Genomic DNA, 22,861 nt, shown 5'->3' with positions numbered 1-22,861 from the left:
AGCAATTTGCATATAGTATAGAGAATTAAAAATGCCAGCAGAGAGGATGGGTACATATCATGACAAGGCAAAGAATAGTTCTTCTCTTTGGAGGACAATCCGGAGAACACGAGGTCTCTCTGAATTCTGCTACATCTGTACTCAAAGCAATAGATTCTGAAAAATACGAAGTTCAAACCATCGGAATTTCCAAATCCGGTCAATGGCACTGGGGAGTAAACCCCGTAGATTGGCAAAGCGATTCGTCTATTCACGGTATTCAAGTTAATCTCATTCATGACCCCTCTAATCCACACTTTATAGCCTTAGATGGTAGTCAACTTCCTCACAACGGGAAGTTTGACTTCATTTTCCCCGTCCTGCACGGACCATTCGGCGAAGATGGTACAATCCAAGGATTATTTGAAATGGCAAATGTTCCCTACGCAGGCTCAGGGGTCCTAGGCTCAGCTTTAGGGATGGATAAAGACCGCATGAAGGCGGTTTTTACCCAAGCCGGCCTGCCACAAGCTCCGTATCTCACCATCCTCAGAGAAACACTGCATAAAAACATGGAAAAAGTACTTAAAAGTATTGAACAATCCCTTGGCTATCCTTGCTTTGTTAAACCAGCCAATTTGGGCTCCAGTGTAGGTATATCTAAGGCAAACAGTCCTGAAGAACTACTTAAAGCACTTAAATTAGCAGCTGAATACGACCGCAAAATTGTGGTTGAGAAAAACATCATCGGTCGAGAAATTGAGCTCAGTGTACTTGGCAATGATGAGGCTCAGGCCAGTGTCCCCGGAGAGATTCTTCCCTCTAAGGACTTTTATGATTATGAAGCCAAATACATCGATACCGGCTCACGCTTAGTGATTCCTGCAGTACTTGATCCCCAAGTGGTCAGCAGTCTACAAGAAAAAGCTGTGCAAGCCTTCCACGCCGTTGAAGCCTGTGGATTAAGTCGAGTGGATTTCTTCGTTACCAAAGATAATCAGATCTATATCAATGAAATCAATACTATGCCTGGCTTCACCCAAATTTCCATGTATCCTAAGCTTTGGGAAGCGAGCGGAATTCCATACTCTGAACTGATCACTCGTTTGATTGAATTAGGCTTTGAGCGCTTTAAAGATAGTCGTTCAAGGAAAATATCGGTTTAAGGTAGTCTCCAATAGTATAAATGGGATAAAAAACAGACACAAAAGAAGGCCATAACCCCTCTTTTGTGTCTGTTTTTCATTAAATAAGAAATGTGAAATTAATGCAAAAGACGAAATACCCCAATCACTTTCCCTAAAACGACGACGTCTTGAGAATAAATGGGTTCCATGTATTGATTTTCGGGTTGTAGTCGAATCAAAGTTTTTTCCTTATAGAAGCGTTTAACTGTAGCTTCTTCACCAATCATAGCAACGACTATCTCACCATTGCGGGCAACTTGCTGTTGTCGAACTAAGATAAGATCCCCATCCATGATTCCGGCATCGATCATGCTTTCTCCTTTAACTCTGAGCATAAAAACCGTATCAGAGTTTACTAAATCAACAGGGAGAGGGAACGTATCTTCGATGTTTTCTTCAGCTAAGATGGGTTGACCAGCTGTAACTCGACCGATAATCGGCACAAAAACTGTTCGCTTTTCATCCGCATCACTGCCCAATATCTCAATAGCCCGAGGCTTTGTTGGATCACGGCGTATGTATCCTTTTTCTTCGAGAGTTTGTAGATGACCATGGACAGTCGAACTCGACATCAAGCCCACAGCATCGCCGATTTCGCGGACGGAGGGAGGGTAGCCTTTTTCGCGAATAACCCGTTTTATAAACTCTAAAATATCAGTTTGTCTTTGTGATAAATCAAGATACATCCAATCCCCCCTATGTATTTATGCACCTATTGTACCATTAAATTCATTTTGATGCAAACAAATGTTCGAAAGACTATTGACTAAATAACACTTTCTCCTTTATACTGTTCTCAAGAACTTATGTTCGGTCTATTCTGTTTTAAGGGAACATTAAGGAGGATTATTCATTATGAGTACTTGCACTTCTTCAATACGCCATTACCGGAATTATAGAAATTACCGCATGAGAAAACTACAACGGCAATTTTGTTCATATTTATTACTTTTTTTCGTTATTTTTGGAGGGATGGGATGGTTTGTCTGGGATTGGAATCAAGCAAATAGTAAGGTAGAAGCCCTAACCTTTCAACCCCAAATTGTTCAATCCGGTGATACGCTCTGGTCCTTGGCCGAAAACACTGGCCTACAAATTGATACCCGTACACTTGTTCTAAAAATTATGGAATTTAATCAACTCACGGATTCTACTATTCAGACGGGTCAAGTAATTTACACACCTGCTGACCCGCTACAGCCTTAGTAATACTTCTAACCCGAGCTCTCTCCCCATACTAATTGTAGAGAGGGGGAGAGGTGAATGAGATTTCGCAAGAGATTCAAGGCTCGAGGAAGGTTTTGGATGTTAATTATAAAGGCCGTAGTTGTCGTGGTGATCAGCTTATCTTTATGGAAAGGCTTACATATGCCTCCCAGGATTTCTTCAGATATCTATCCTTACCTTACTAATTTATCAGCTCATCTCATTTTGCACTCCCAAAAGGAAGGCCAAAACCTGTCAGCGACGGGCTGGGCTGATCTAATTGCTCTGAGAAGTACAGTCGCGGAAACAGAGCAGGCCTACCTCATCAGGCAGCTTGAGCAAGGCATTTCTTTTGAAGATTTAGCTTGGCAGAATGAGGTTATACAGATTAAAAAAGAAACGATCAAGCAACTACTCCGGCGTCGAGAGGTTCTTTTAACTCATCCTCTCTATGAGCCAAATCGTTTTGTTTTTCCGGTGATTGGTGAAGTTTGGTTTGTTGATACTTTTGGCGCGGACAGGGAAGGCGGGATCCGTCACCATGAGGGAACTGATATTTTTGGGGCGGAAGGGCTCCCCGTTGTCAGTGTCAGCGACGGTGTAATTGAAAAGTTAGGTTGGAATCGACTGGGAGGGGAACGAGTTGGTGTTCGAGGAGAGGATGGTAATTACTATTACTATGCTCATCTGCAAACCATCGACCCTAAGCTTATAATGGGTCAAAAAGTCAAAAAGGGAGATTCTTTGGGTACCTTAGGCCATTCAGGTGATGCTTTAACAACGCCAGACCACTTACACTTTGGCATCGAACTGCCAAACGGAGAATGGGTAAACCCTTATCCATTTGTATCTGTCTGGCAACAAAATCATGAGCATCTTCGGTAATTGTCGATGTTGTAACTCATTTTTGTTTTATATTGAACTATAAAGCTTGCTCAAAATATCAAAATTCTTTATTATATAAGAGCGAGACAGTTTATACGCGACGTTCAGATTGGGATCGAGATTAAGATTGAGATCGAGTTAAGATTGGGCCAAGGTGAACTACCTACATGAATTGTCAGCTCTATATACTTATAAAAGAAGGCAAGCTATGAATAAGAATACTAAAAGAAGAACTATAAGATTCACAACGATTATTGCTTTAGCGGTAATCGTTTTAAGCTTTTACCCTAATCTGCCAACATTTTCAGGATTAGCAAGGACGCTCCAAGCACAAAACACCTCTGAATTGGCTTATTCAGCATCAGGTACTACCCAAATAAGCGCTGGGAACACTGCCCCGAAAAGCACTTTTCCTACCAACAAAGTGAATGATTCCAGTGATCCTGCACGTCCTGAAGATTCTAGTTATCTAATGGTTAATCTTAGAACAGGGGAGAGGCTCTTAGAGAAAAATAAAGATATCCAAAGAGCACCGGCGAGTACCATTAAACTCTTAACAGGACTAGTCGTTTATGAAAAACTACAAGAGACAGAAGAGGTAACTGTAGGCAAGGAGGTTATGGTGGAGGGATCAGTCCTGGGCCTTAAACCCGGTGACAAGATTCTTGTTAAGGACTTAATTACTGCCTTGTATGTTGCAAGTGCTAATGATGCCGCTAATGCTTTAGCTGTTGCTGCATATGGTACTCTCGAAAACTTTATTGATAAGACGAACCAGTATGCTACTCAATTGGGATGTACTGATACAAAGGTTCAAACAGCTCACGGCTTGTCAGCACCCCAGCAGTATACTACAGCACAAGATTTGGCTAGAATTGCTGCGAAATTCACTCAAAATCCTGAGCTTATGTCATATGTAAAGCTGAAGAAATCTACAATTGAATGGACTGATGTGAATGGATGGAAGCAGATCAGAGAGTTCTCCAATACCAATCAGCTCTTAGGAGTTTATCCAGGAGATAAAGGACTTAAGACCGGAACAACTACCGAAGCAGGACAATGCCTCGTTACCTATGTAACGAGAGGGGATGGGGATCTATTACTTGTCCTATTAGGCAGTGATCAGCGTTATCAGGATACAATAGAATTATTGGATCAAGGATTGGCTAAAATACGAACACGCTCTGCTTTAAAAAACTTTACGAACGGCCCAGAGGCCTTTAATAATACTCCGGGATTTTTCGTGCCTTAGCACCTATATTTTTTTAAATAGAATTATTATAAATAAAAATAATTGTATTATAATGTTATTCTCATTAATGAAATTATAATCATAAATGATATTATAATCAGAGATAATATTATTATCACAAATATGACCATTACCATAAATAACGATATTGGAGTGTATAATACATATGAAATCATATGGAGAACCCTGTGTCATTGAAGACCGCTTATGTACAGAATGTGGCGAATGTGACTGCTGCGAGTTAGACAGCAATAAAATCTGTGATAATTGCTGTCAGTGTATCGAATCAACAGCTGATTATGTAGGAGTTGAAATCGAGGAAATCCTCGTGAACACTGAGGAGATTGATTCACTCAAAGGAGAGCAGTCTAAGAGAGCCTTTAGAATTAAACGCTAATCAGCTAATGATAATTAACTGTCATCCTACAAACACGAATATTATCTAGATGATACTATTATCGAAAGAGGGAGGATTATATTAAGCAAATGAAGACGATTATAACTTTTTTATTGGGTCCTATAATGAATATTATGTAAAGTATGTAAATGAATACAGGTGAGGGTAAGCATAATTTTAGCCTGGTAAGCTGATTTCTAGACAAAATCAGCTTACCAGGCTATTTAATATATGAGTTAAAGACTATTTAATGGTTTGAGTTCACCTGTATTCTCTGCTCTGAACGCTATGAGCGTGGTAGCCTGGTCATAACCACAAACCTAGAATTTGGGCGTAGTGTTTTACGACATCCCACTAAGCTAATACCCCTATCGTTTTAATTCAAAATTTTCATAGTAATTTCTGCTGCACTATGAACAGCATCTATTATTTTACCAGGCTTCACGCAATCTCCTACGCCGTATACTTCAGGAAAATACTTCTTGAGTTCCTCAATTAGTTTAGTATTTGGCATTGCACCAGTTGCTAATATAACTGCATCAACATTATGTATAGTCTTTTTCCATCCTTTTTCATCGAGAATAACGCTACTATCTGTTATTTCTAACAAACAAGTATTTGAGTGGATTTCTACATTTAATTCGTTTAATCTATCGGTATAATAAACAGTATCTGATCGCGCTGATTCTATATTTACCTCGTTCATTTCAACAAGCATTACCCTCTTATTTTGTTCTGCTAACTTTTCTGCTACTTCTACACCTACTAACCCGCCGCCAACAACTACACAATTTCTACCTGCTTCCTTTACCCCTGACAATATATCGTAAGCTGTGAATACCAGAGGGTTATCAATCCCCTTTATGGGAGGATAATTAAATTTTCCACCGGTTGCAATAATTATTGTATCTGGATTTATGCTTTGGGCTAAATCGATAGTAAACTTTTCATTTAGTTTTATTTCCACACCCATTTTGGGTAAAATATATTCATAATAATTTATTACATTAAGTATCTCACTTCTTTTTGAGGGAACAGCGGCTAATGGCAATAGTCCCCCAAGTCTATTATTTTCCTCATACATTACTACATTACAGCCCTTAATAGCAGCTATTCTCGCTGATTCTAAACCTGCCGGTCCTCCCCCCACAACAACAACATTCTTCTCTAATTTATTATTTTCTAAATTTTGGTTCAATTCAATTTCTCTGCCTACAGTCGCATTTAAAGAGCAACTTATCGCTTTGCCCCCATGCAAACGGCGCACACATCCCTCATTACAAGAGATACAAGTTCTTATTGAACGGTAATCCCCTTCTTGAACTTTTTTTACCCATTCCGGATCAGCAATTAAACCTCTTCCAACTGCTACCATATCAGCACTTTTCATTTCGATGATATCTTTTGCTAATACTGGGTCAGTAATACGACCGGCTACAATTATTGGCACTTTTATTGTATCTTTAAACTTTTTAGCTGCATCCACATTACATCCTCTGGGTATAAACATTCCGGGCATCATCATATATGGGTGGGAACTATTAGTGCCTGCAGTAATGTGTATGGCATCAGCGCCTGCTCCTTCTAAAAGCTTAGCTGCTTGTACAGATTCTGTTAAGGTTAATCCATCTGTCATATAGTCACTAGCATTAATTCTTGCTATAATAGGAAAATCGGCGCTTACATTTTTTTTGCAACATTTTACTACATCTATAAAAAACCTAGCCCTACCCTCTAAATCACCACCATATTTGTCATTGCGATAATTCGTTGCAGGTGAAAGGAATTGACTGATCAGATATCCATGTGCCCCATGGATTTCTACTGCGTCAAAGCCAGCTTCTTGGGCCCTTTTAGCAGCATCTGCATAGCTTTCTACTAATTCTTCTATTTGATCGCTTGTTAATGTAATGGGGTTTTCACCTTGACCATAACCTGAAAATGTGGTTGTAACTGCGGAGGGAGCCAACGGTTTTGTTCCGGTAACACTTTGTCTGCACTCTCTTCCCCCATGTGCAATCTGTAATGCTACTTTCGCACCATATTTCTTTATTTCGGTAGTAAGTTTAAGTAATCCCGAAACATATCGATCATCGTAAATATTTATATTTCTAAAATTCCTTCTACCATCCTTGCGTCCGTAGGTAGCCTCTACGATAATTAAACCCACTCCACTTTTAGCTCTCTCAGAATAATAGTCAATTAATTGTTGTGTAACAAAGCCATCTTCATCCGGAAAATTTGTCGTCATGGGCGGCATTACTACTCTATTTTTCATTATCATATTACCTATTTTTATTGGGTCAAACAATGTTGCCATAGAAACATCTCTCCTTCTACCTCGAAACATATCATATCATGTACCTGAGTATCTATTTCCTTATTCATGGGGTATAACTCTAATATCAATACATCTCATTTCATTTCATTGTATTTCTATCAATTTCCCTGGTACTATATGGCGTTATTTCTAAGCTTTGTAGAACTTCCTGTATACAAGTAAGCAGCTATACTGTAAGCGCCTAATAAGGTAGTGTATAGCCCCATCTCGGAAACTATGAGACAATCCTCGTAAATTGAAGTTTTTAGAGTTTTTCAAGTAGACTTGAAAAACTTCAAAGGAGGATTAAAGTGGATACTCAGAAAGTCACACAAAACTATCGATTGAAGAAATGGACTCGACTTATTAGTGAATGTCGCAGCAGTGGGCAAACAGTCTCCGCATGGTGTGCTGAACATAATATTCATCCAAGTAGTTACTTCTATTGGTTGAGACGAGTCCGCACTGCCGCCTGTGAGGCTCTTCCGGCACTTCAAAACGAAAACAATTCTATCGTACCCGTATCCTTTTCACTTCCCCAGGTCAGTTCTCCGGCGACAGATTCCTTGTCACCAGCGATCGTGGTTCGCTTAGATTCCGCAAGTCTAGAAATTCATAACACTGCCTCGTTGAACTTAATCGAGAATACTCTTAGAGCACTTCAACATGTTCGGTGACATCTCTAAGGCCGAGAAAATCTACCTCGCCTGCGGGTATACCGACATGCGTAAGTCCATAGACGGACTGGCAGCCCTAGTTCAGCAAAACTTTCAGCTCAACCCCTTTCAAAATAGTTTGTTTCTCTTTTGTGGCCGTCGGCATGATCGACTGAAGGCACTCTATTGGGAAGGGGATGGCTTTGTTCTTCTGTATAAGCGACTTGAAAAGAGCAAATTCCAATGGCCCAAGAATGCTGAAGCAGTTCGCGGGATTACCCGCCAGGAATTCCGCTGGCTTATGGAAGGGCTGTCTATTGATCAGCCTAAGGCCGTGAAAAAGTGGGATTCCACAGGCTGCTTTTCGGTATAAAGAAATGGCCCAAACCTGCATGGTTACTGGACTTTATGGCGTTTTCATGCTATACTAAATGCAGTGAGAAACGCAAAGGATTTAGGGCTGATGAGTGAAGTAAAATCGGTAAAAACTCTTGAAAACCGCATCACCGAACTAGAGAAGGAAAACAAACTTCTTCATGAAACCGTTCATCATCTGACCCGTAAACTCTTTGGTCGAAGCTCTGAGAAGACATCCGTCCTTTCTGTGGGACAGATGTCTCTTTTTGATGAAGCAGAAACGGAATCTAATCCTAAGGCTGTGGAACCGGACCTTAAGCAAATCGAGGGGTACCAGAGAAAGAAATTCGACGGTCAGCGTAAGGAACTTTTGAAAGACCTTCCCCATGAAAAGCGGTTCTGTACTCTCTTAGAAAATGACCGGTCCTGCGAAGAGTGTCAGACGACACTGGTCTCTGTGGGAGAAGAGTTCGTGAGAACCGAAATTGAATTCATCCCTGCAAAAGTAAGAGTAATCGATATTTACCGCGAAACCTTCGAGTGCCGTAGCTGCCGTAAGAATAACTTGCCCTATATGGAGAAAGCACCTGTACCTTCTCCAGTCATTCAGCACTCCATGGCATCTCCCTCCACAGTAGCTTGGGTAATGCATCAGAAGTTTGTCAACGCGCTTCCTCTGTACCGTCAGGAAAAGGAGTGGAAGACGCTGGGCGTTGAATTAAGCCGTGCAACCATGGCCAATTGGATCATGGTCGCAGCCCGAGATTGGCTGACCCCGCTTTTGCAACGGATGCATCAGAAGCTCTTGGAGGAAAACTTCCTGCATGCTGACGAGACTCCCGTTCAAGTCCTCAACGAAGAGGGCCGAAAGAATACCACGGATTCCTACATGTGGGTTTACAGTACGGGCAAACACTGTAAGCATCCCATCCGGATCTTCGAGTACCAACCGGGTAGAAGTGGTAAATATCCTCAGAAATTCCTAAAAGGATTTAAAGGATACCTCCACTCGGATGCCTACTCAGGCTACCAAAAGGTGGAGGGAATCACGCGATGCCTGTGCTGGGCTCATGTTCGAAGGAATTTCGTTGAGGCCCTGCCAAAGGATATCCATAGCCCGGAAGCCACTTTGGCAAGCGATGGGGTTCGATTTTGTAATGAACTCTTTGAGATAGAGAAAACTCTTGAAGGGTGTTCAAGAGAAGAGCGACAATCCGAGCGTCTGAAGCAGGAACAACCTGTTTTGGAGGCCTTTTGGGTATGGGTGGATTACACTAAGAACAAGGTTCTCCCTAAATCTAAACTTGGGCAAGCTCTTAATTACGCCATAAACCATAAACAGGAATTGATGAATTATCTGTTGGATGGAAACTGCGCCATCTCGAACAACTTAGCCGAAAACAGCATCCGCCCCTTTACGATCGGACGAAAAAACTGGCTGTTTAGTGGAAGCCCGAAAGGAGCAACTGCTAGCGCTGCCGTTTACAGCATGATTGAAACGGCTAAGGCCAATGGCCTGAATCCCTATAAATATCTTTGCTTCATCTTTAAAGAGTTACCCGGGGTGCAGTTCGGTCAATACCCAGAATTTCTTGAAGATTATCTGCCGTGGAGTCCAGATGTACAGGCTGTCTGCAAATAGGGTAAAAACTTAGTTTATACTGGTTTTTACCCTTTTTCTATACACCGACTTGTTTGACGCTTACGCTATACTGTAGGATACAGGAAGTTCCACCTTAGATAAATTGATTAAATTAGGCACTTTATACCGTTTACTTTATCCATCCTTTCTCTTTATAATATTTTTCTGCTCCTGGATGTAACGGTAACCCAAGATCTTGCCAAGCTGTTTCTGGATCAAATGTATTCCATGCGGAGTATGCAAGCACTATATCATCTTTGTTTTCACAGATAACCTTTGTTAAGTTATAAACAATCTCTTCTTGTAAATCTTTTCTTACTATTAATTCAGTAGCATCTATTACACAAGGAGTTTCCGTACCTACAGCTCCACCATAAAATTGTGCGGGAATAGTACCTTTATTTAACCCGTACTTTTCAGCGAGCGTATTAATTACTTCCTCTTTTACAGGTAACCATCTAAGTTTAGTCCCTGATGCCGTCTCCTGAATAAACCCTGCTTCACCAGGTCCTGTCCAGAAAAACATATCTATCTGTCCATCTTGAAATAGTGATGCAACATCGTTATAGTTGTTTGCAAATAATTTACCGCCCCAAGATGTAATATCTTTAAAACCAACTCCATATTCTTCAAACGCCCAACGACCAAACACTTCACTTACAGTACCAACCGGGCCATGTGCTAATTTCAACGGATACTTCTTTTCTAAAATATCTTCAATTGAGTATATTGGCACATCATCTCTTACAACTATATTTAAGCGGGTTATATCCTTTAAATTAATTATTGAAGACACGTTTTGAGTAGCTTTCTTATAAGGTTCTTGACCTTTTGCAGCCGCAACAGCCATGGTATGTTGTGTAATCGAAAAATCCGTTTCACCAGATTCTAACCGTAGAGGATTTCCAGAAGAACCTCCAGCCAATAAGTTTACAGTAGTTCCTGGGTAGTTATCAGAATAAAGTTTTCCTATGGCACCCATGCCAATGTACCATACACCGCCTGACGTACCTGCTACCATATTTAGTTGAGTACTTTCGACAGAAATAGAATTATTATCAGTAGTTTGTTTACTACATCCCGACATAAGTGATAGACTAAAAACGAGTAAGACAACCAACGCAACTGACCATCTTTTACGTTTATAAATTACTGTCTTCATAAAACCATCCTCCTTAATGTTATTAAAATATATTCGACCTAAAATATTATTTCTGAATTTATTGTTAAGGTCCAATTGTTGCTAACATTAATCATTTAGTTTAAGTAAATTAACAGCATTTTCGTAAAGCAGCTTTGGTAAAACTTCAGGTTTAAATGGTAACTCTTTGAAGTATTGCACTCCTTCTTCAAGAGGGATAAACGGATATGAGGTCGCAAATAAAAAACGATCCTGCAGATAAAAATTTGCTGCTTGGACATAATCTTGAAGGCCAGGCATATTGAATAAGTACATGTCAGGAGAAATGTAGATATTTGGTCTACGAAAAGCTACATGCAATATTTCCTGAACCCAAGGCCATCCACCATGTGAAATAATTATCTTTAACTTCGGAAAATCTGCGGCTACCTGATCAACTGCCACTGGATTTGTATAGCTTACATCAGGCCCGGCATTTCCTCCTGTCATCAAGATAATAGGAATATCCTTATCAGAACATTTTTCATATATTGGGTAAATACGTCGATCATTTGCATAAATAGGAACAGTCAATACACCAGGTTCTAATACAATACCTTTCATAGGACCATTTATAACCAAATCATCGATTTCCGAATAGGCTCTTTCACGTTCCAAAGGATCAATACCGGCAAAACCAATGAACTTATCAGGATACTCTTTAAGCAGAATCAATATATCATCATTTGAAACAATACCCATATGTGGATTAGCTTTTCTACCAGGAATCACACCCTTTGTAATACCAGCATTATTCATTTCTTTAAACATTAGTTCCATTGATTTACTTGCCGCTGAAACGGGTTGAGTCATTCCCATATTTTTCGATACTTTAGCAGAGCGCTCAATCTCCCTATACATAAAAGCTTTCAAAAAATCTCCAAAAGGTGGTCTTAATCTAAAATCAATAATCATTTTGTTACCCTCCAAATTTTTCTGGATTCTTCCAAAATATTGCTCTTAGTCCCCACTTACGGCTAATTTTAGTTACATCATACTCACCACCCCATTTTTCTTTCTTTTAGCAAACTGACCAACGATTACCAAACCCAAAATTACTATGCCGATTAAATCAGTTGTAAGCCCCGGATAAATTAATGTTAACCCGCCTACTATCAGCATAAACCTTTCGATAATAGTGGCTTTAACTACAAACCAACCCATTACTCCGCCAGCTAAACCAACAACTCCAATACAAGCTGTCAATAAGGATAATAGAACAATATGTATCGGTCCCTGCCAAAGCAATGCAGGTTGATAGACAAACATAAACGGTATAATAAATGCGACAATTCCTATCCTCACTGCAACCCATCCTGTCGTCATAGGGTCAGACTTTGCAATTGCAGCACCTGAATATGCAGCTAAAGCAACTGGTGGGGTAATAACAGAAAGAATAGCAAAATTGAATACAAACATGTGAGCAGCAATGGGATCTACTTGCATTTTAATTAGGGCTGGCGCGCCAAGCATCGCCACTATTATATATGCTGGTGTAGTGGGTACACCCATTCCGAGAATAATACATGTTATCGCCAGGTATACCATTAGCAAGAATAGATTACCCATCGCTAAATTTGTTACAGCATTTATAAATTTAAATCCTACTCCTGTTAAATCTATAACCCCTACAATTATTCCCGCACAAGCACAACAAGTGGAAACCATAACTGCATTTTTAGCTGCTAATTCTAAGCCGCCTAAAAACTTAGTGAAATTCAAACGTGTCTCTTTTTTAAACATAGCTACAACTACAATTGATAGTGTAGCAATAAATGCACTAGACATTACACTTCTTCCACTCATTAAAACAGCTATTAAAATTACTATGGGAATAATATAATACAACTTTGAAACAACCGTTTTTACTGCAGGAACTTGATCCTTAGGTAATGTACCAAGGTTTCTTTTAAGTGCCTCGAAGTGAATCATTGTATATAGGGACACATAAAAGAGTATAGCTGGTATCAGCGCAGCTTTCGCTACAGTTAAATAGCTTACACCAAGGATATCCGCCATTACAAAAGCAGCTGCGCCCATAATAGGAGGCATAATTTGGCCACCCGTAGATGCAACTGCCTCCACTGCCCCCGCAAATTCACCTTTGTATCCTACCCTTTTCATAAGCGGTATGGTGAAGACACCCGTGGTATATACATTAGCAGGAGCACTACCTGATATAGTTCCGAATAAGGCACTAGCAAAAATTGCTACCTTTGCCGGTCCACCTTTAGCATTTCTAGTGCAGTAACAAGACAAATCCATGAATAAGCTACTCAAATCTGTTTTTTCAAGGAAAGAGCCAAACAAAATAAATGCAAAAATTATTGTAGAGGCAACACCCAGGGGAATACCATAGATTCCATCCGTAAGCAAAAACATTTGTTCTACCAATCTAGGCATAGTCACTCCATTATGAGCCAGTGCGCCAGGTAAATATGCCCCAAATACTGCGTAACCTAATGCTACAGTTGCAACTATTACTAGGGGCCAACCCGATACCCTCCTAGTAGCTTCCAATACAATTAAGATAGTAATTATCCCAAAAATCATATCAATAGATGTAACAGTATCCACATAGCGCATGCGATTAAGTATACTATCTAAGTTGACCCAAAAGAATATTATCGTTGAAAAGGCTATAATCGCTAGAATTATATTATAAATATATATTTTTTCCTTATCACTGTTTTTAAACATTGGGTACCATAAAAAAACAAGCATTAATACCAATCCGAGGTGAATAGCCCTTTGTAGAGGTGCTTCCAAGACACCAAAACCCGTAGTGAATAATTGAAATAAAGATAAAGTTATAGCAATTGCTTTCACAAGATTAATAAAAGTCTTATTTTTAAGAAGCATTTTTATCACTCCTATCTATTACCTTTGGTACTAATATAAAGAAACTTATGTTATTTGTTAAGTCCTAATAGACGAACAACACCACCCACTTAACATTATCAATTTCTTCTATTCTTCTTGCTAATAATTACAGCTGCTTTACCCATACCGGAAGCTTGCACAGTTATCAACACTAATCTCCCAGTAAATACCTCTTAAAATATCCTTTCATTTTTGCTTATTAAAAAACCGGGAGATCTTATTATATCTAAAGACTACTCTAGTCCAAGCAGTTTAGCTGCATTATGATAAAATATTTTTGGTAATATCTCTGGTTTAACTCCAATATTAACAAAGTTATCTATGCAAACAGCTAAGCTATATCCAGGATATACCGATCCGAAAATGAATTTATCTTGCAGTACATTGTTTGCAGCCGTAACATAACTTTGATAGCCCGGATGAAGTGCTGTAAAGTAGCAATCAGGTGATAAATAGACATTGGCTCGCTGATAAGCCACGTGGCAAATTTCCGTCGTATATGGCCATCCGCCATGTGTAAGTACCATTTTTAAATGAGGAAAATCTTTTGCTACCTTATCTATAAAAATCGGATTATATAATTCTAATTCTTCACAATATAAACCACCAAATGTTATTGTTAATACGATATTCTCAGCCTGGCATTTTTCGTAAATAGGGTATAAAATTTTATCGTTAGCCGGAACAGGTTTCTTTATAAAATATTGTCCAGGCTCGATTATTGCGCATTTTGCCCTGCCTTCTACAATAAGGTCATCTATATCTTTAATTGGATTCTCTGCATAAGGGTCAATATGAGCCATACATTGAAAACGTTCCGAATAAGCGTCTAATAAATTGCCAATATCACCTTGATCTTGGCCTTTGCGGAATGGCACCATGCCAATTTCTACACCACATTCATTCATTTCATTAATCAATAAGTCCATAGAGAACTGTCTTGCTGATTCAGGATATGTAGGAGCTGCACTAAAATTAGGATCATTAAATATTTTATTTTTCAAAAATGAACCAAAAGGCGGTCTTAAGCGCCAGTCAATAATTTTATACTTTGCCATAAAGTTCCCCCCCAAGTTCTTTTGTACACAAGAATTGATCCATTGATGAAATCGGCTCCGTAACTGGCTAGGTAAACTTACAGACTTATTAATTACGGAGTTATTATTTCTTTAAAGTGAACAGTTCATTATTGTGACTTTTGATTACCATATCTTTCCACATAGTTCCTTCGCCTCTTCAGCTAATGAATGAATCCAGTCACTCTTGATCGATATCGATTGATATCATATTTGCTCCCCTTTTAATGAATAGAAGAGCTTGTGCCTTTCCTATACCAGATGCCAGACCTGATATTAATACTACACTTTCATTCAATTCATAATCTTCAACTTGATTTTTTATAACTTTGTGGGATATTGTACATTATTTTTGGCAAAACCTCCTTCCCCTAGGTATCAATGAATACTCTCCTTACTATCTAAAACAGATGTTTCTACTTATTACTATCCAATGAAGCTACCGGCATTGTTGTACATGACATTTTCAAGCACTTCTTCACGGAAACCGCATTGTAAATAATAATCCACCATTTTATTGATATCCGCATATGGATAAGCAGAACCGAAGCAAATTTGGTTTTTCAACCGGCAATTCGCTGCTTCAATAAAGTCTTTAGCACCAAAACAATTAATTACATACAAATCAACATTGAGATACACATTGGGATGGTTCATGGCAACGACACATGTTTCGCCATTACGAGGGAAACCAGCATGTGCCAACATCATTTTCATTTTCGGAAAATTTTTTGCCACGTTATTTATAAAGTTTGGATCGTAAACCCATGGCTCTGAAAGCAAGCCACCCCAAGTCATATAGACGGGTATATTTTCTGATTCGCATTTTTCATAGATAGGGAAAAAGAAATCGTTATCGACTCTCCATGGTATTCTATCTAGACCTGGTTCTAGATTTATGCCAGTAAAATCTCCCTTCAAAACACACTCATCGATATCATTTAATGCTTTTTCTACACCAGACAGGGGATCTATATACGCAAGCCCTACGAATTTTCCAGGATAATCTCTATTTAAGTCGCTAAAATCAGTGTTTTTCATACCAGCGCCTCGATTGTTAAACGGCGTCAAACCCCTTTCAACTCCAGCCTTCTCCATTTCTTGAAGCAAAAGTTCCATAGATTTTTCTTTAGCAGATGGTGGCATAGTCATATGATACGTTGCTGCAAAAGGTTCACAATGCTCAGGGTTGAAGAACGCTTGTTCCTTAATGGACTTATACGGTGGCCTTAAACGAGTGTCAAAAATTTTCATGAATAATATTCTCCTTTTTAAATATTAGCCTCTCATCATTCTCCGAGGCAGATAATCCTATGTTATTCTTAAACATCAATAATTCCTCCTACTTCTTCGCAGGGACTTTTTCGGATCATCCATTTGAAAACCACTTAAATATTTTGTTGCGAAATTCACTAAAAGCACATAACTTTTTAAATCCCTGTGAATGGAACGCTTTTCCTTAAGAACGATAAATCGAGTGTTACAGTAAAACTATCAAGAATTTCTTTAACAGAACTGCAGCAACACTTGCATGCTGGAATAATTGTAAACCTTTTCGTTATGTGGTAATATTATTGGAACGTCAAGACTTACCAGACTACAGAAATCAAATGAGTTTTCGATATTTATTTCCAGATATCTTATTATTTTTTCAGGTTACAGCGTGTTTTGTCCATCTGGTAAATTATCTGGATACCTTGGACCTTCCGGAAGTTAATCTACTAATTTTCATCCATTATCTTTCTTAAGACCAACTTATTATCAATGTTATATTCAATAATTTACACATCTCTTCTTACCATATCATTCAATTCTTCGCTTTGATGCGATGTTTAGAGAAAATTGGATCTGTCTTTATCTTTTTTCTAGCATGATTCTTCCAATTTTTTCTTAATTGATTAACTCTATTTTAATTATAACGTATTATTATAATATCTAACAGATATGTATTTATTAGTTTATACCATTAAAATACAAAACCACTTTTTTGTCTCGTAAGGGAATTCTTTACATGTATTATGCATGCCATTCTAAAAAGTAGTTCAACTAGCGATCCCTTAAGGCTTTGCCCCCCAAATAAATGAAAAGAACTGGTTTCTGTTAGAGTGCTATATAATGATCCTTTTTGTTATGTGGTGCTAATTTAACCTAATTTGCCGCACATAACACATTAGAGATTTATGATGTTCCTTGGCACAGAAAAAGCCATTGATCAAAAATCAGTGGCTTTAAATACAATAATTTCTTTTGTTGCATGATGAATATCATGATTACTCTTATTAACTGAACCGCCTACCGAGCATTGTTTATCCTTGGAAATTTAATTTTTCATAGCCTCATCAAAACGTTTACTAAAGGAAGTTATAAGGAGATGAGCCCAAATTGTACGTCGGCACTACGCTGGTATTAGAAAGCCTAGCTGACACGCCCTAGGAAAGTTATAAAAACGGGGTTTAGCTCGAGTATTTATGGAATACTACCGCTTTATCATGAAGATTTGCACTTAATTATCAAAGTACCATTTGCCAATATGTGTAGTTCTTAAAATGTCAAGAGTAATCTTTTGAAACACATGCATTTGGATTATCTTGTAGCATTCCACTTTTTGCTTTAATTCTATATTTCATATGTCTAATAGACTCTAGGAATATAAAGGAGGTGAATTTCTAAATGAAATGAATTAATCGGAAATTCGCTGGATTAATGAAATTCAAATCCCAATTGGAGACAGCCTCCATGTTAAACTACACACTTTTTTAAAAGTCATGAATTCCTTGTTAGATGTGGAAAACAATCGAGGGTTGTCTATACTACAGAATGTTCTTATTTTTTGCCGATAAAAGGTCACTTGACAAGTTCTGATGATTCGCTACTTATCATCGAACATCGCAACTTGGACCATTTCCGGGAATGTTCATAACGGTAATGTTTCATCTCCTTCATTATTGTTTTTAAGTTTACTAGACCTTAAGAGAACTGTCCATTTTAGTGTAACCTATCAACGTTATTCCGTCCCGGTGTTGTCGTTGGAGCCTTTTCACCTTTCTACTACTCTTTTGATTGGTATTTACATTTTTGTTTAGAGGGCTATAACTCCTTTTCTGACTCAGCCTATATATCTCCTGTTCAAAAACACTAAGAATGGCATTGCGGGGAACGCGACGAAACTCAACAACAGTTCGTTATCACTTTTCGAATAATCAACTGTGAGAATTTCCTGTTTATTAAGCGAATCCCGACCGCCATTCTGGTAAAACGGAGGATTATGAAATGTTGAGAAATCATATTACAAAGAAAATCATTTATGATAGTTTATGCGAATTATTGAATGAAAAATCAATGAATAAAATTACAGTTAACGATATTTTAGTTAAAAGCAAATGTTCTCGTTCAACATTTTACCGTCATTTTAAAGATAAATATGACTTAATGAACTGGTTTTATAAATATCACGTAGAACAGTTGTTTATTAATGGGACTTCAATGTACGAAGTTCAGTTAAATATTATAAAATTTTATGATAATAATCGAAAATATTTCCAGAGTATTCTAAATTTCCGTGGACAAAATTCATTTAGAGATTTTGTCCATCGAAATGGGGAAGAATTAATTAAAGATTTTGTGAAAAAGAAAATCAATGCGAACGAGTTATCACAGGATGTAGAATTTGCAATAAAAATGTTTAATTACGGTGCATTCAACATGGCTATAGAATGGCTTAATAATAATTTTAAACTGACACCTGAGGAATTTAATAGACAACGTTGTGACAATATGCCTCAAATTTTAAAAGATTTATGTTCTTAGCAGCATTTCTTCATGTAATTTAAAAAAACAAGTCAGGCGGGTCCATTGAAATTTTAGTCGCTTCCAATAATAAAATGGTATCCTTTTAGTAGTAGCTACGAGGAGGACCAAAGGAAGTGGTAACGAGATTCAAACGAATTATTTTCAAACACATTGAAGGTAAATGTAACAGGAGCGTTGCTAAAGAACTGCGCAATAGTAAGGATACTTTGATTGACGTTTTAGTTAGGCCAAATCTTATTAATTCTAATCTTATTTTTTCTGATAATATCGATTGCTTCCCTAACTATCAGCTAATATTTGAAATTTTAACAAATGATAAAGAAGCCGTTACTTTAGCAGATTATTTCATGATAAAGGATAACATCTTATATAAAAACAAAATATTAAACACTGTCAAACTTTCTCCTTACGAAGATTATTCCAGTTGTGTCTATGCTCTTTATCGTGAAAGCGATAACAATCCTTTAATACAAACCTCCTTAGAATTAATCGAGTGCTGTCAATAATCTTTCGCAAATTTGATATTCTGTTCAGTTTTCGGATAAGTTCGGGGGCTGAAACCTCAAGCACATGCAGGTTTCAGCCCCCTCCCCTTCTAGAGTTATTCGCAAAATGAATATTATGTAAAGTATAACCTAATTCTTTGGCCATAAAATCATTTGCGTGCATCGGAACATAGCAATTTTCTTACCAGTCTCAGCGGATGTGACTATTGCATCCCAAACCTGTGTTGTTCTTCCTATATGTTGTGCTGTAGAGACACAAAGGATTTTCCCGTCCCGTTGAGTACTAAGATGATTACTTTTCAATTCGATAGTTGTAAATCCCAGCGCCCCTTCTGGTAGATGTGCAGCTGTGCCATATCCGCAGCACGTATCTGCTAAAGCGATTATACTGGCTGCATGCAAATATCCATTAGGTGCCATATGAAAATGGCTTATTTCCATACTACCAGTTAGCCTCCCTTCTTCTAGACTAACTATTTCTACATTTAATAATTCCGGTAAAAATTCCTTTCCTAAACCATTTAAATATTCAGGAGTAACTTCCTTCCGCAAATGAATCATGATGTTTATTCAGTCCTTTCAATATAGCTTGGATGTATTAGCAATGATTGAATAATCCGGGCTAAAATGAGCCACTGTTCCGGAATATGAGAGCCAGGTCTCTGGAATTTTTGAGCCACTCCTCCGGATGGTGAGCCACTTGGTTAGACTTCTTGGTAGAATGTAGCAAACACTCAAGAGAGGAGTGTTAATACATTCAATGGGAGGTCTATGGATGACCAATTACAGAGAGATTCTACGGCTCATCAGCCAAGGAATCAGCCAACGGAGCATTGCGGTAAGCTGCGAATGCTCACGAAACACCGTCGCAAAGGTGGTAAATCGGGCAGTAGAGCTTAATTTAAAATGGCCACTGACCCCAGATATGACCAACGGTGAACTACAAAAACTTCTCTTCCCCGAATCGTCATTACCATCAACCCGCAAGCGTCCGGACTGCGAATACCTTCATAAGGAGATGGCTAAAAGCGGAGTAACACTTAGCCTGCTCTGGAATGAATACTGTGAATCTTGCCGGTTAAGTAATGAGATCCCACTCATGTATTCCCAATTCTGTTACTACTATCAGCAGTATGTCACGAAAACCAAAGCAACCATGCATATTAGCCACAAGCCTGGTGAGCAAATGGAAGTCGACTGGGCTGGTCAAACAGCTGGAATCATCGATAGCGATACAGGCGAAATCATCACGGCCTATGTTTTTGTAGCTGTTCTCTCATGCAGTCAATATGCCTATGTAGAAGCCTTTCTATCACAGAATCAAGAATCTTGGATTGCAGCCCATGTTAATGCTTTCAAGTACTTTGGCGGTGTCACGCGAATATTAGTGCCAGACAACCTTAAAACAGGCGTAGATCGGGTGTCCTGGTATACCCCGGTGATCAACAAAACTTATCATGAATTAGCTGAGCACTATGGCACAGCGGTTATACCTGCACGAGTAAGAAAGCCGAAAGACAAACCCAGTGTTGAAGGCGCTGTAGGAGTTATCTCAACATGGATTCTAGCTGCACTAAGAAGACAACAGTTCTTTTCCTTAGGAGAGCTCAATGAAGCGATTCAGGGCAAACTTGAGGAATTTAACCGAAAGCCCTTTCAAAAGAAGCCAGGGAGCCGGTTGAGTGTCTTTCGGGAGGAAGAAAAAGCAATGCTCTTGCCCCTTCCACCTACTCCTTATGAATTAGCGGTTTGGAAGGTCGCAACAGTGCAATTTAACTATCACGTTGCGGTAGATAAGAGGTACTACAGCGTTCCTTATGAATACATCAAGCACAAGGTGGATGTTCGTGTTACCAGCCATGTCGTGGAGGTTTTCTTCAATGGGAATCGGATTTGTTCCCATCCCAGATTACGCGGACGTGAAGGTCTATACAACACAGTCACGGAACATATGCCCGAGGACCATCAAAAGTATATAGCATGGAACGCAGAGCGATTCGTGTCTTGGGCGAAAAGTATTGGTGAGCATACTGAGGTTGTTGTGAAGGCAATCTTAGCTTCTTATCGAGTTGAACAACAAGGTTACAAAAGCTGCATGGGCCTACTCAAACTGGCGGACAAGTATTCCATCAATCGTTTAGAAGCAGCCTGCCAGAAAGCTCTTTCTTACACTCCAAATCCTAGTTTTAAGAGCATCCAGACCATCCTCCAGACGGGACAAGACAAAATCCTTAGAGAAGAGCCGGTTAACGTTCCAGATTCCTCCTCCTTTGGATTTACCAGAGGCGCAGACTATTACAGGAGGAACTCATAATGCTAAACGAAACAACCATTAGTAAACTCAATGAGATGCGGTTATCCTCGATGGTGGGATCTTTTCGCCAACAAATACAAGATCCGGCCTATAATGAGTTATCTTTTGAAGAACGGTTTGGGATAATGGTCGACATCGAATGGGCAAGGCGTAAAAACAATAAGCTCGCTAAATTGATTCGAAAAGCTGAACTGAATTTGCCCGAAGCCTGCATAGAGAATATTGAGTATCATGCCGATCGAAAACTGGACAAGGCACAAATCACCCGACTTTCTACATGTTCATACATTCAAGACAAACACAATATTATTGTTCTCGGAGCTTCTGGCGCCGGGAAGACTTATCTAAGCTGTGCTTTTGGAATAGCTGCCTGCCGCAACTTCTACACTGTAAAGTACATTCGGCTCCCAGACTTATTAAATGAGTTAGCCATTGCACGGGGCGAAGGAATTTACAAGAAGGTCATGAACCAGTACAAAAAGGTGAGTCTTCTCATTTTGGATGAATGGTTACTAGTACCTTTAGCCAACAGTGAAGCTAGGGATCTCCTAGAGATCATTGAAGGAAGGCATAAAAAAGGTTCGACCATTTTTAGCTCCCAATTTTCCCCCGCAGGCTGGCATGGCAAAATTGGCGAAGGCACCTTGGCGGATGCAATTTTAGACCGAATTGTTCATGATTCCTATACGATCATGATTGATGGAGATGATTCCATGCGCAAACGTAAAGGAATACTTGAATAACGAAAAAACATAAACTGTGATGTTGTGGAGGGTATACATATACTCTCCACGCATCAAACCTAGAGAAGCAAAGAAGCAGGAAGACTTCCCCTCCCTTGGCTACGCCAAGTACGGGACTTTGCTACCATTTCGTTAGGGCGGATATTGGGGTCTTTATGCCGTATTGCATGATTGGCTCCGTAAGCGGAACGGTGGCTCAATTTTTCTGGAGAGGTGGCTCAACTACCTTCGGAATAGCGGCTCTCGTGAACCGTAATATTCAATGATAGAATAATACTGTCTTTGATCAACTAGGGAGATTGTAGTTTATATAGACAATACTAAAAATGGCCTTGTCAGTCAATCATTATTTTCTGAATTATCTGTTTTCTTATCTTCTCCTTATTCTCTTCTGAAAAGTATAAAAGTACCATAGATTTTTACTAACCGAGTAAGGTATAGTTAGGGGTAAGAATAATCTACATTATC

At 38.9% G+C, this 22,861-nt stretch carries 20 protein-coding genes; 12 read left to right on the top strand and 8 right to left on the bottom strand.

Annotated features, from left to right (window positions below; genetic code table 11):
* Nucleotides 1–59: 59 nt before the first annotated feature.
* Entirely contained in the window at nucleotides 60–1,145 is a 1,086-nt protein-coding gene (locus DESDI_RS08975; RefSeq protein ID WP_015262290.1) for a D-alanine--D-alanine ligase, read from the top strand.
* Between the two features lie 98 nt (nucleotides 1,146–1,243).
* Here the strand turns inward: DESDI_RS08975 and lexA are convergent, their stop codons facing one another.
* Nucleotides 1,244–1,852 (bottom strand): transcriptional repressor LexA, encoded by a 609-nt coding sequence (gene lexA, locus DESDI_RS08970; protein ID WP_015262289.1) that lies wholly within the window; start codon nucleotides 1,850–1,852, stop codon nucleotides 1,244–1,246.
* Nucleotides 1,853–2,138: 286 nt separating this feature from the next.
* On the opposite strand from lexA, the gene DESDI_RS08965 reads away from it, so the two are divergent.
* From DESDI_RS08965 to DESDI_RS08950, 4 genes are all read left to right on the top strand, one after another.
* Nucleotides 2,139–2,372, top strand: coding sequence for a LysM peptidoglycan-binding domain-containing protein (locus DESDI_RS08965; protein ID WP_242825379.1), 234 nt, complete (start codon nucleotides 2,139–2,141; stop codon nucleotides 2,370–2,372).
* Nucleotides 2,373–2,429: 57 nt separating this feature from the next.
* On the top strand, nucleotides 2,430–3,257 hold the full coding sequence (locus DESDI_RS08960) for a M23 family metallopeptidase (RefSeq protein WP_015262287.1): 828 nt from the start codon (nucleotides 2,430–2,432) through the stop codon (nucleotides 3,255–3,257).
* 208 nt (nucleotides 3,258–3,465) lie between these two features.
* Nucleotides 3,466–4,509: a D-alanyl-D-alanine carboxypeptidase family protein gene (locus DESDI_RS08955; protein WP_015262286.1), complete on the top strand. Its 1,044-nt coding sequence runs from the start codon at nucleotides 3,466–3,468 to the stop codon at nucleotides 4,507–4,509.
* Between the two features lie 166 nt (nucleotides 4,510–4,675).
* Nucleotides 4,676–4,906, top strand: coding sequence for a hypothetical protein (locus tag DESDI_RS08950; protein ID WP_015262285.1), 231 nt, complete (start codon nucleotides 4,676–4,678; stop codon nucleotides 4,904–4,906).
* Nucleotides 4,907–5,282: 376 nt separating this feature from the next.
* Here DESDI_RS08950 and DESDI_RS08945 read toward each other — a convergent pair whose 3' ends face one another.
* The gene (locus DESDI_RS08945; RefSeq protein ID WP_015262284.1) at nucleotides 5,283–7,226 is read right to left on the bottom strand and encodes an oxidoreductase; all 1,944 of its coding nucleotides are present in this window, start codon (nucleotides 7,224–7,226) and stop codon (nucleotides 5,283–5,285) included.
* Between the two features lie 311 nt (nucleotides 7,227–7,537).
* On the opposite strand from DESDI_RS08945, the gene tnpA reads away from it, so the two are divergent.
* From tnpA to tnpC, 3 genes are all read left to right on the top strand, one after another.
* Nucleotides 7,538–7,903 (top strand): IS66 family insertion sequence element accessory protein TnpA, encoded by a 366-nt coding sequence (gene tnpA / locus DESDI_RS08940; protein ID WP_015261246.1) that lies wholly within the window; start codon nucleotides 7,538–7,540, stop codon nucleotides 7,901–7,903.
* Nucleotides 7,893–8,255, top strand: a complete 363-nt coding sequence (tnpB, locus tag DESDI_RS08935; protein WP_015261245.1) for an IS66 family insertion sequence element accessory protein TnpB — start codon at nucleotides 7,893–7,895, stop codon at nucleotides 8,253–8,255. Before tnpA ends, tnpB begins: the two co-directional genes overlap by 11 nt.
* A 90-nt stretch (nucleotides 8,256–8,345) precedes the next feature.
* On the top strand, nucleotides 8,346–9,881 hold the full coding sequence (gene tnpC / locus DESDI_RS08930; RefSeq protein ID WP_015262051.1) for an IS66 family transposase: 1,536 nt from the start codon (nucleotides 8,346–8,348) through the stop codon (nucleotides 9,879–9,881).
* A gap of 130 nt (nucleotides 9,882–10,011) precedes the next feature.
* Here tnpC and DESDI_RS08925 read toward each other — a convergent pair whose 3' ends face one another.
* From DESDI_RS08925 to DESDI_RS08905, 5 genes are all read right to left on the bottom strand, one after another.
* Nucleotides 10,012–11,043 (bottom strand): TAXI family TRAP transporter solute-binding subunit, encoded by a 1,032-nt coding sequence (locus DESDI_RS08925; protein WP_015262283.1) that lies wholly within the window; start codon nucleotides 11,041–11,043, stop codon nucleotides 10,012–10,014.
* An 87-nt stretch (nucleotides 11,044–11,130) separates the two neighbouring features.
* Nucleotides 11,131–11,976 (bottom strand): amidohydrolase family protein, encoded by an 846-nt coding sequence (locus DESDI_RS08920; RefSeq protein ID WP_015262282.1) that lies wholly within the window; start codon nucleotides 11,974–11,976, stop codon nucleotides 11,131–11,133.
* 72 nt (nucleotides 11,977–12,048) lie between these two features.
* A complete protein-coding gene (locus DESDI_RS08915) occupies nucleotides 12,049–13,923 on the bottom strand; it encodes a TRAP transporter permease (RefSeq protein WP_015262281.1) in 1,875 nt (624 codons plus the stop codon).
* A 254-nt stretch (nucleotides 13,924–14,177) separates the two neighbouring features.
* Nucleotides 14,178–15,002 (bottom strand): amidohydrolase family protein, encoded by an 825-nt coding sequence (locus DESDI_RS08910; RefSeq protein ID WP_015262280.1) that lies wholly within the window; start codon nucleotides 15,000–15,002, stop codon nucleotides 14,178–14,180.
* 444 nt (nucleotides 15,003–15,446) lie between these two features.
* The gene (locus tag DESDI_RS08905) at nucleotides 15,447–16,274 is read right to left on the bottom strand and encodes an amidohydrolase family protein (RefSeq protein ID WP_015262279.1); all 828 of its coding nucleotides are present in this window, start codon (nucleotides 16,272–16,274) and stop codon (nucleotides 15,447–15,449) included.
* A 2,016-nt stretch (nucleotides 16,275–18,290) separates the two neighbouring features.
* Between DESDI_RS08905 and DESDI_RS17315 the strand changes: the two genes are divergently transcribed.
* Together DESDI_RS17315 and DESDI_RS08895 are read left to right on the top strand one after the other, a co-directional pair.
* Nucleotides 18,291–18,827 (top strand): TetR/AcrR family transcriptional regulator C-terminal domain-containing protein, encoded by a 537-nt coding sequence (locus DESDI_RS17315; RefSeq protein WP_015262277.1) that lies wholly within the window; start codon nucleotides 18,291–18,293, stop codon nucleotides 18,825–18,827.
* Between the two features lie 116 nt (nucleotides 18,828–18,943).
* Nucleotides 18,944–19,336, top strand: a complete 393-nt coding sequence (locus DESDI_RS08895) for a hypothetical protein (protein ID WP_015262276.1) — start codon at nucleotides 18,944–18,946, stop codon at nucleotides 19,334–19,336.
* Between the two features lie 129 nt (nucleotides 19,337–19,465).
* On the opposite strand, the gene DESDI_RS08890 is transcribed toward DESDI_RS08895, so the two are convergent.
* A complete protein-coding gene (locus DESDI_RS08890) occupies nucleotides 19,466–19,897 on the bottom strand; it encodes a PaaI family thioesterase (RefSeq protein WP_015262275.1) in 432 nt (143 codons plus the stop codon).
* A gap of 214 nt (nucleotides 19,898–20,111) precedes the next feature.
* Between DESDI_RS08890 and istA the strand changes: the two genes are divergently transcribed.
* Together istA and istB are read left to right on the top strand one after the other, a co-directional pair.
* Nucleotides 20,112–21,650: an IS21 family transposase gene (istA, locus tag DESDI_RS08885; protein ID WP_015262274.1), complete on the top strand. Its 1,539-nt coding sequence runs from the start codon at nucleotides 20,112–20,114 to the stop codon at nucleotides 21,648–21,650.
* Nucleotides 21,650–22,393, top strand: a complete 744-nt coding sequence (gene istB, locus DESDI_RS08880) for an IS21-like element helper ATPase IstB (RefSeq protein WP_015262273.1) — start codon at nucleotides 21,650–21,652, stop codon at nucleotides 22,391–22,393. Before istA ends, istB begins: the two co-directional genes overlap by 1 nt.
* The last annotated feature ends 468 nt before the right edge of the window (nucleotides 22,394–22,861 follow it).

The sequence above is a fragment of the Desulfitobacterium dichloroeliminans LMG P-21439 genome, from assembly GCF_000243135.2.
GTDB classification, from domain to species: domain Bacteria; phylum Bacillota; class Desulfitobacteriia; order Desulfitobacteriales; family Desulfitobacteriaceae; genus Desulfitobacterium; species Desulfitobacterium dichloroeliminans.
Note: the sequence above shows the minus strand (reverse complement) of the source record. Positions and strands in the feature narration are given on the sequence as shown.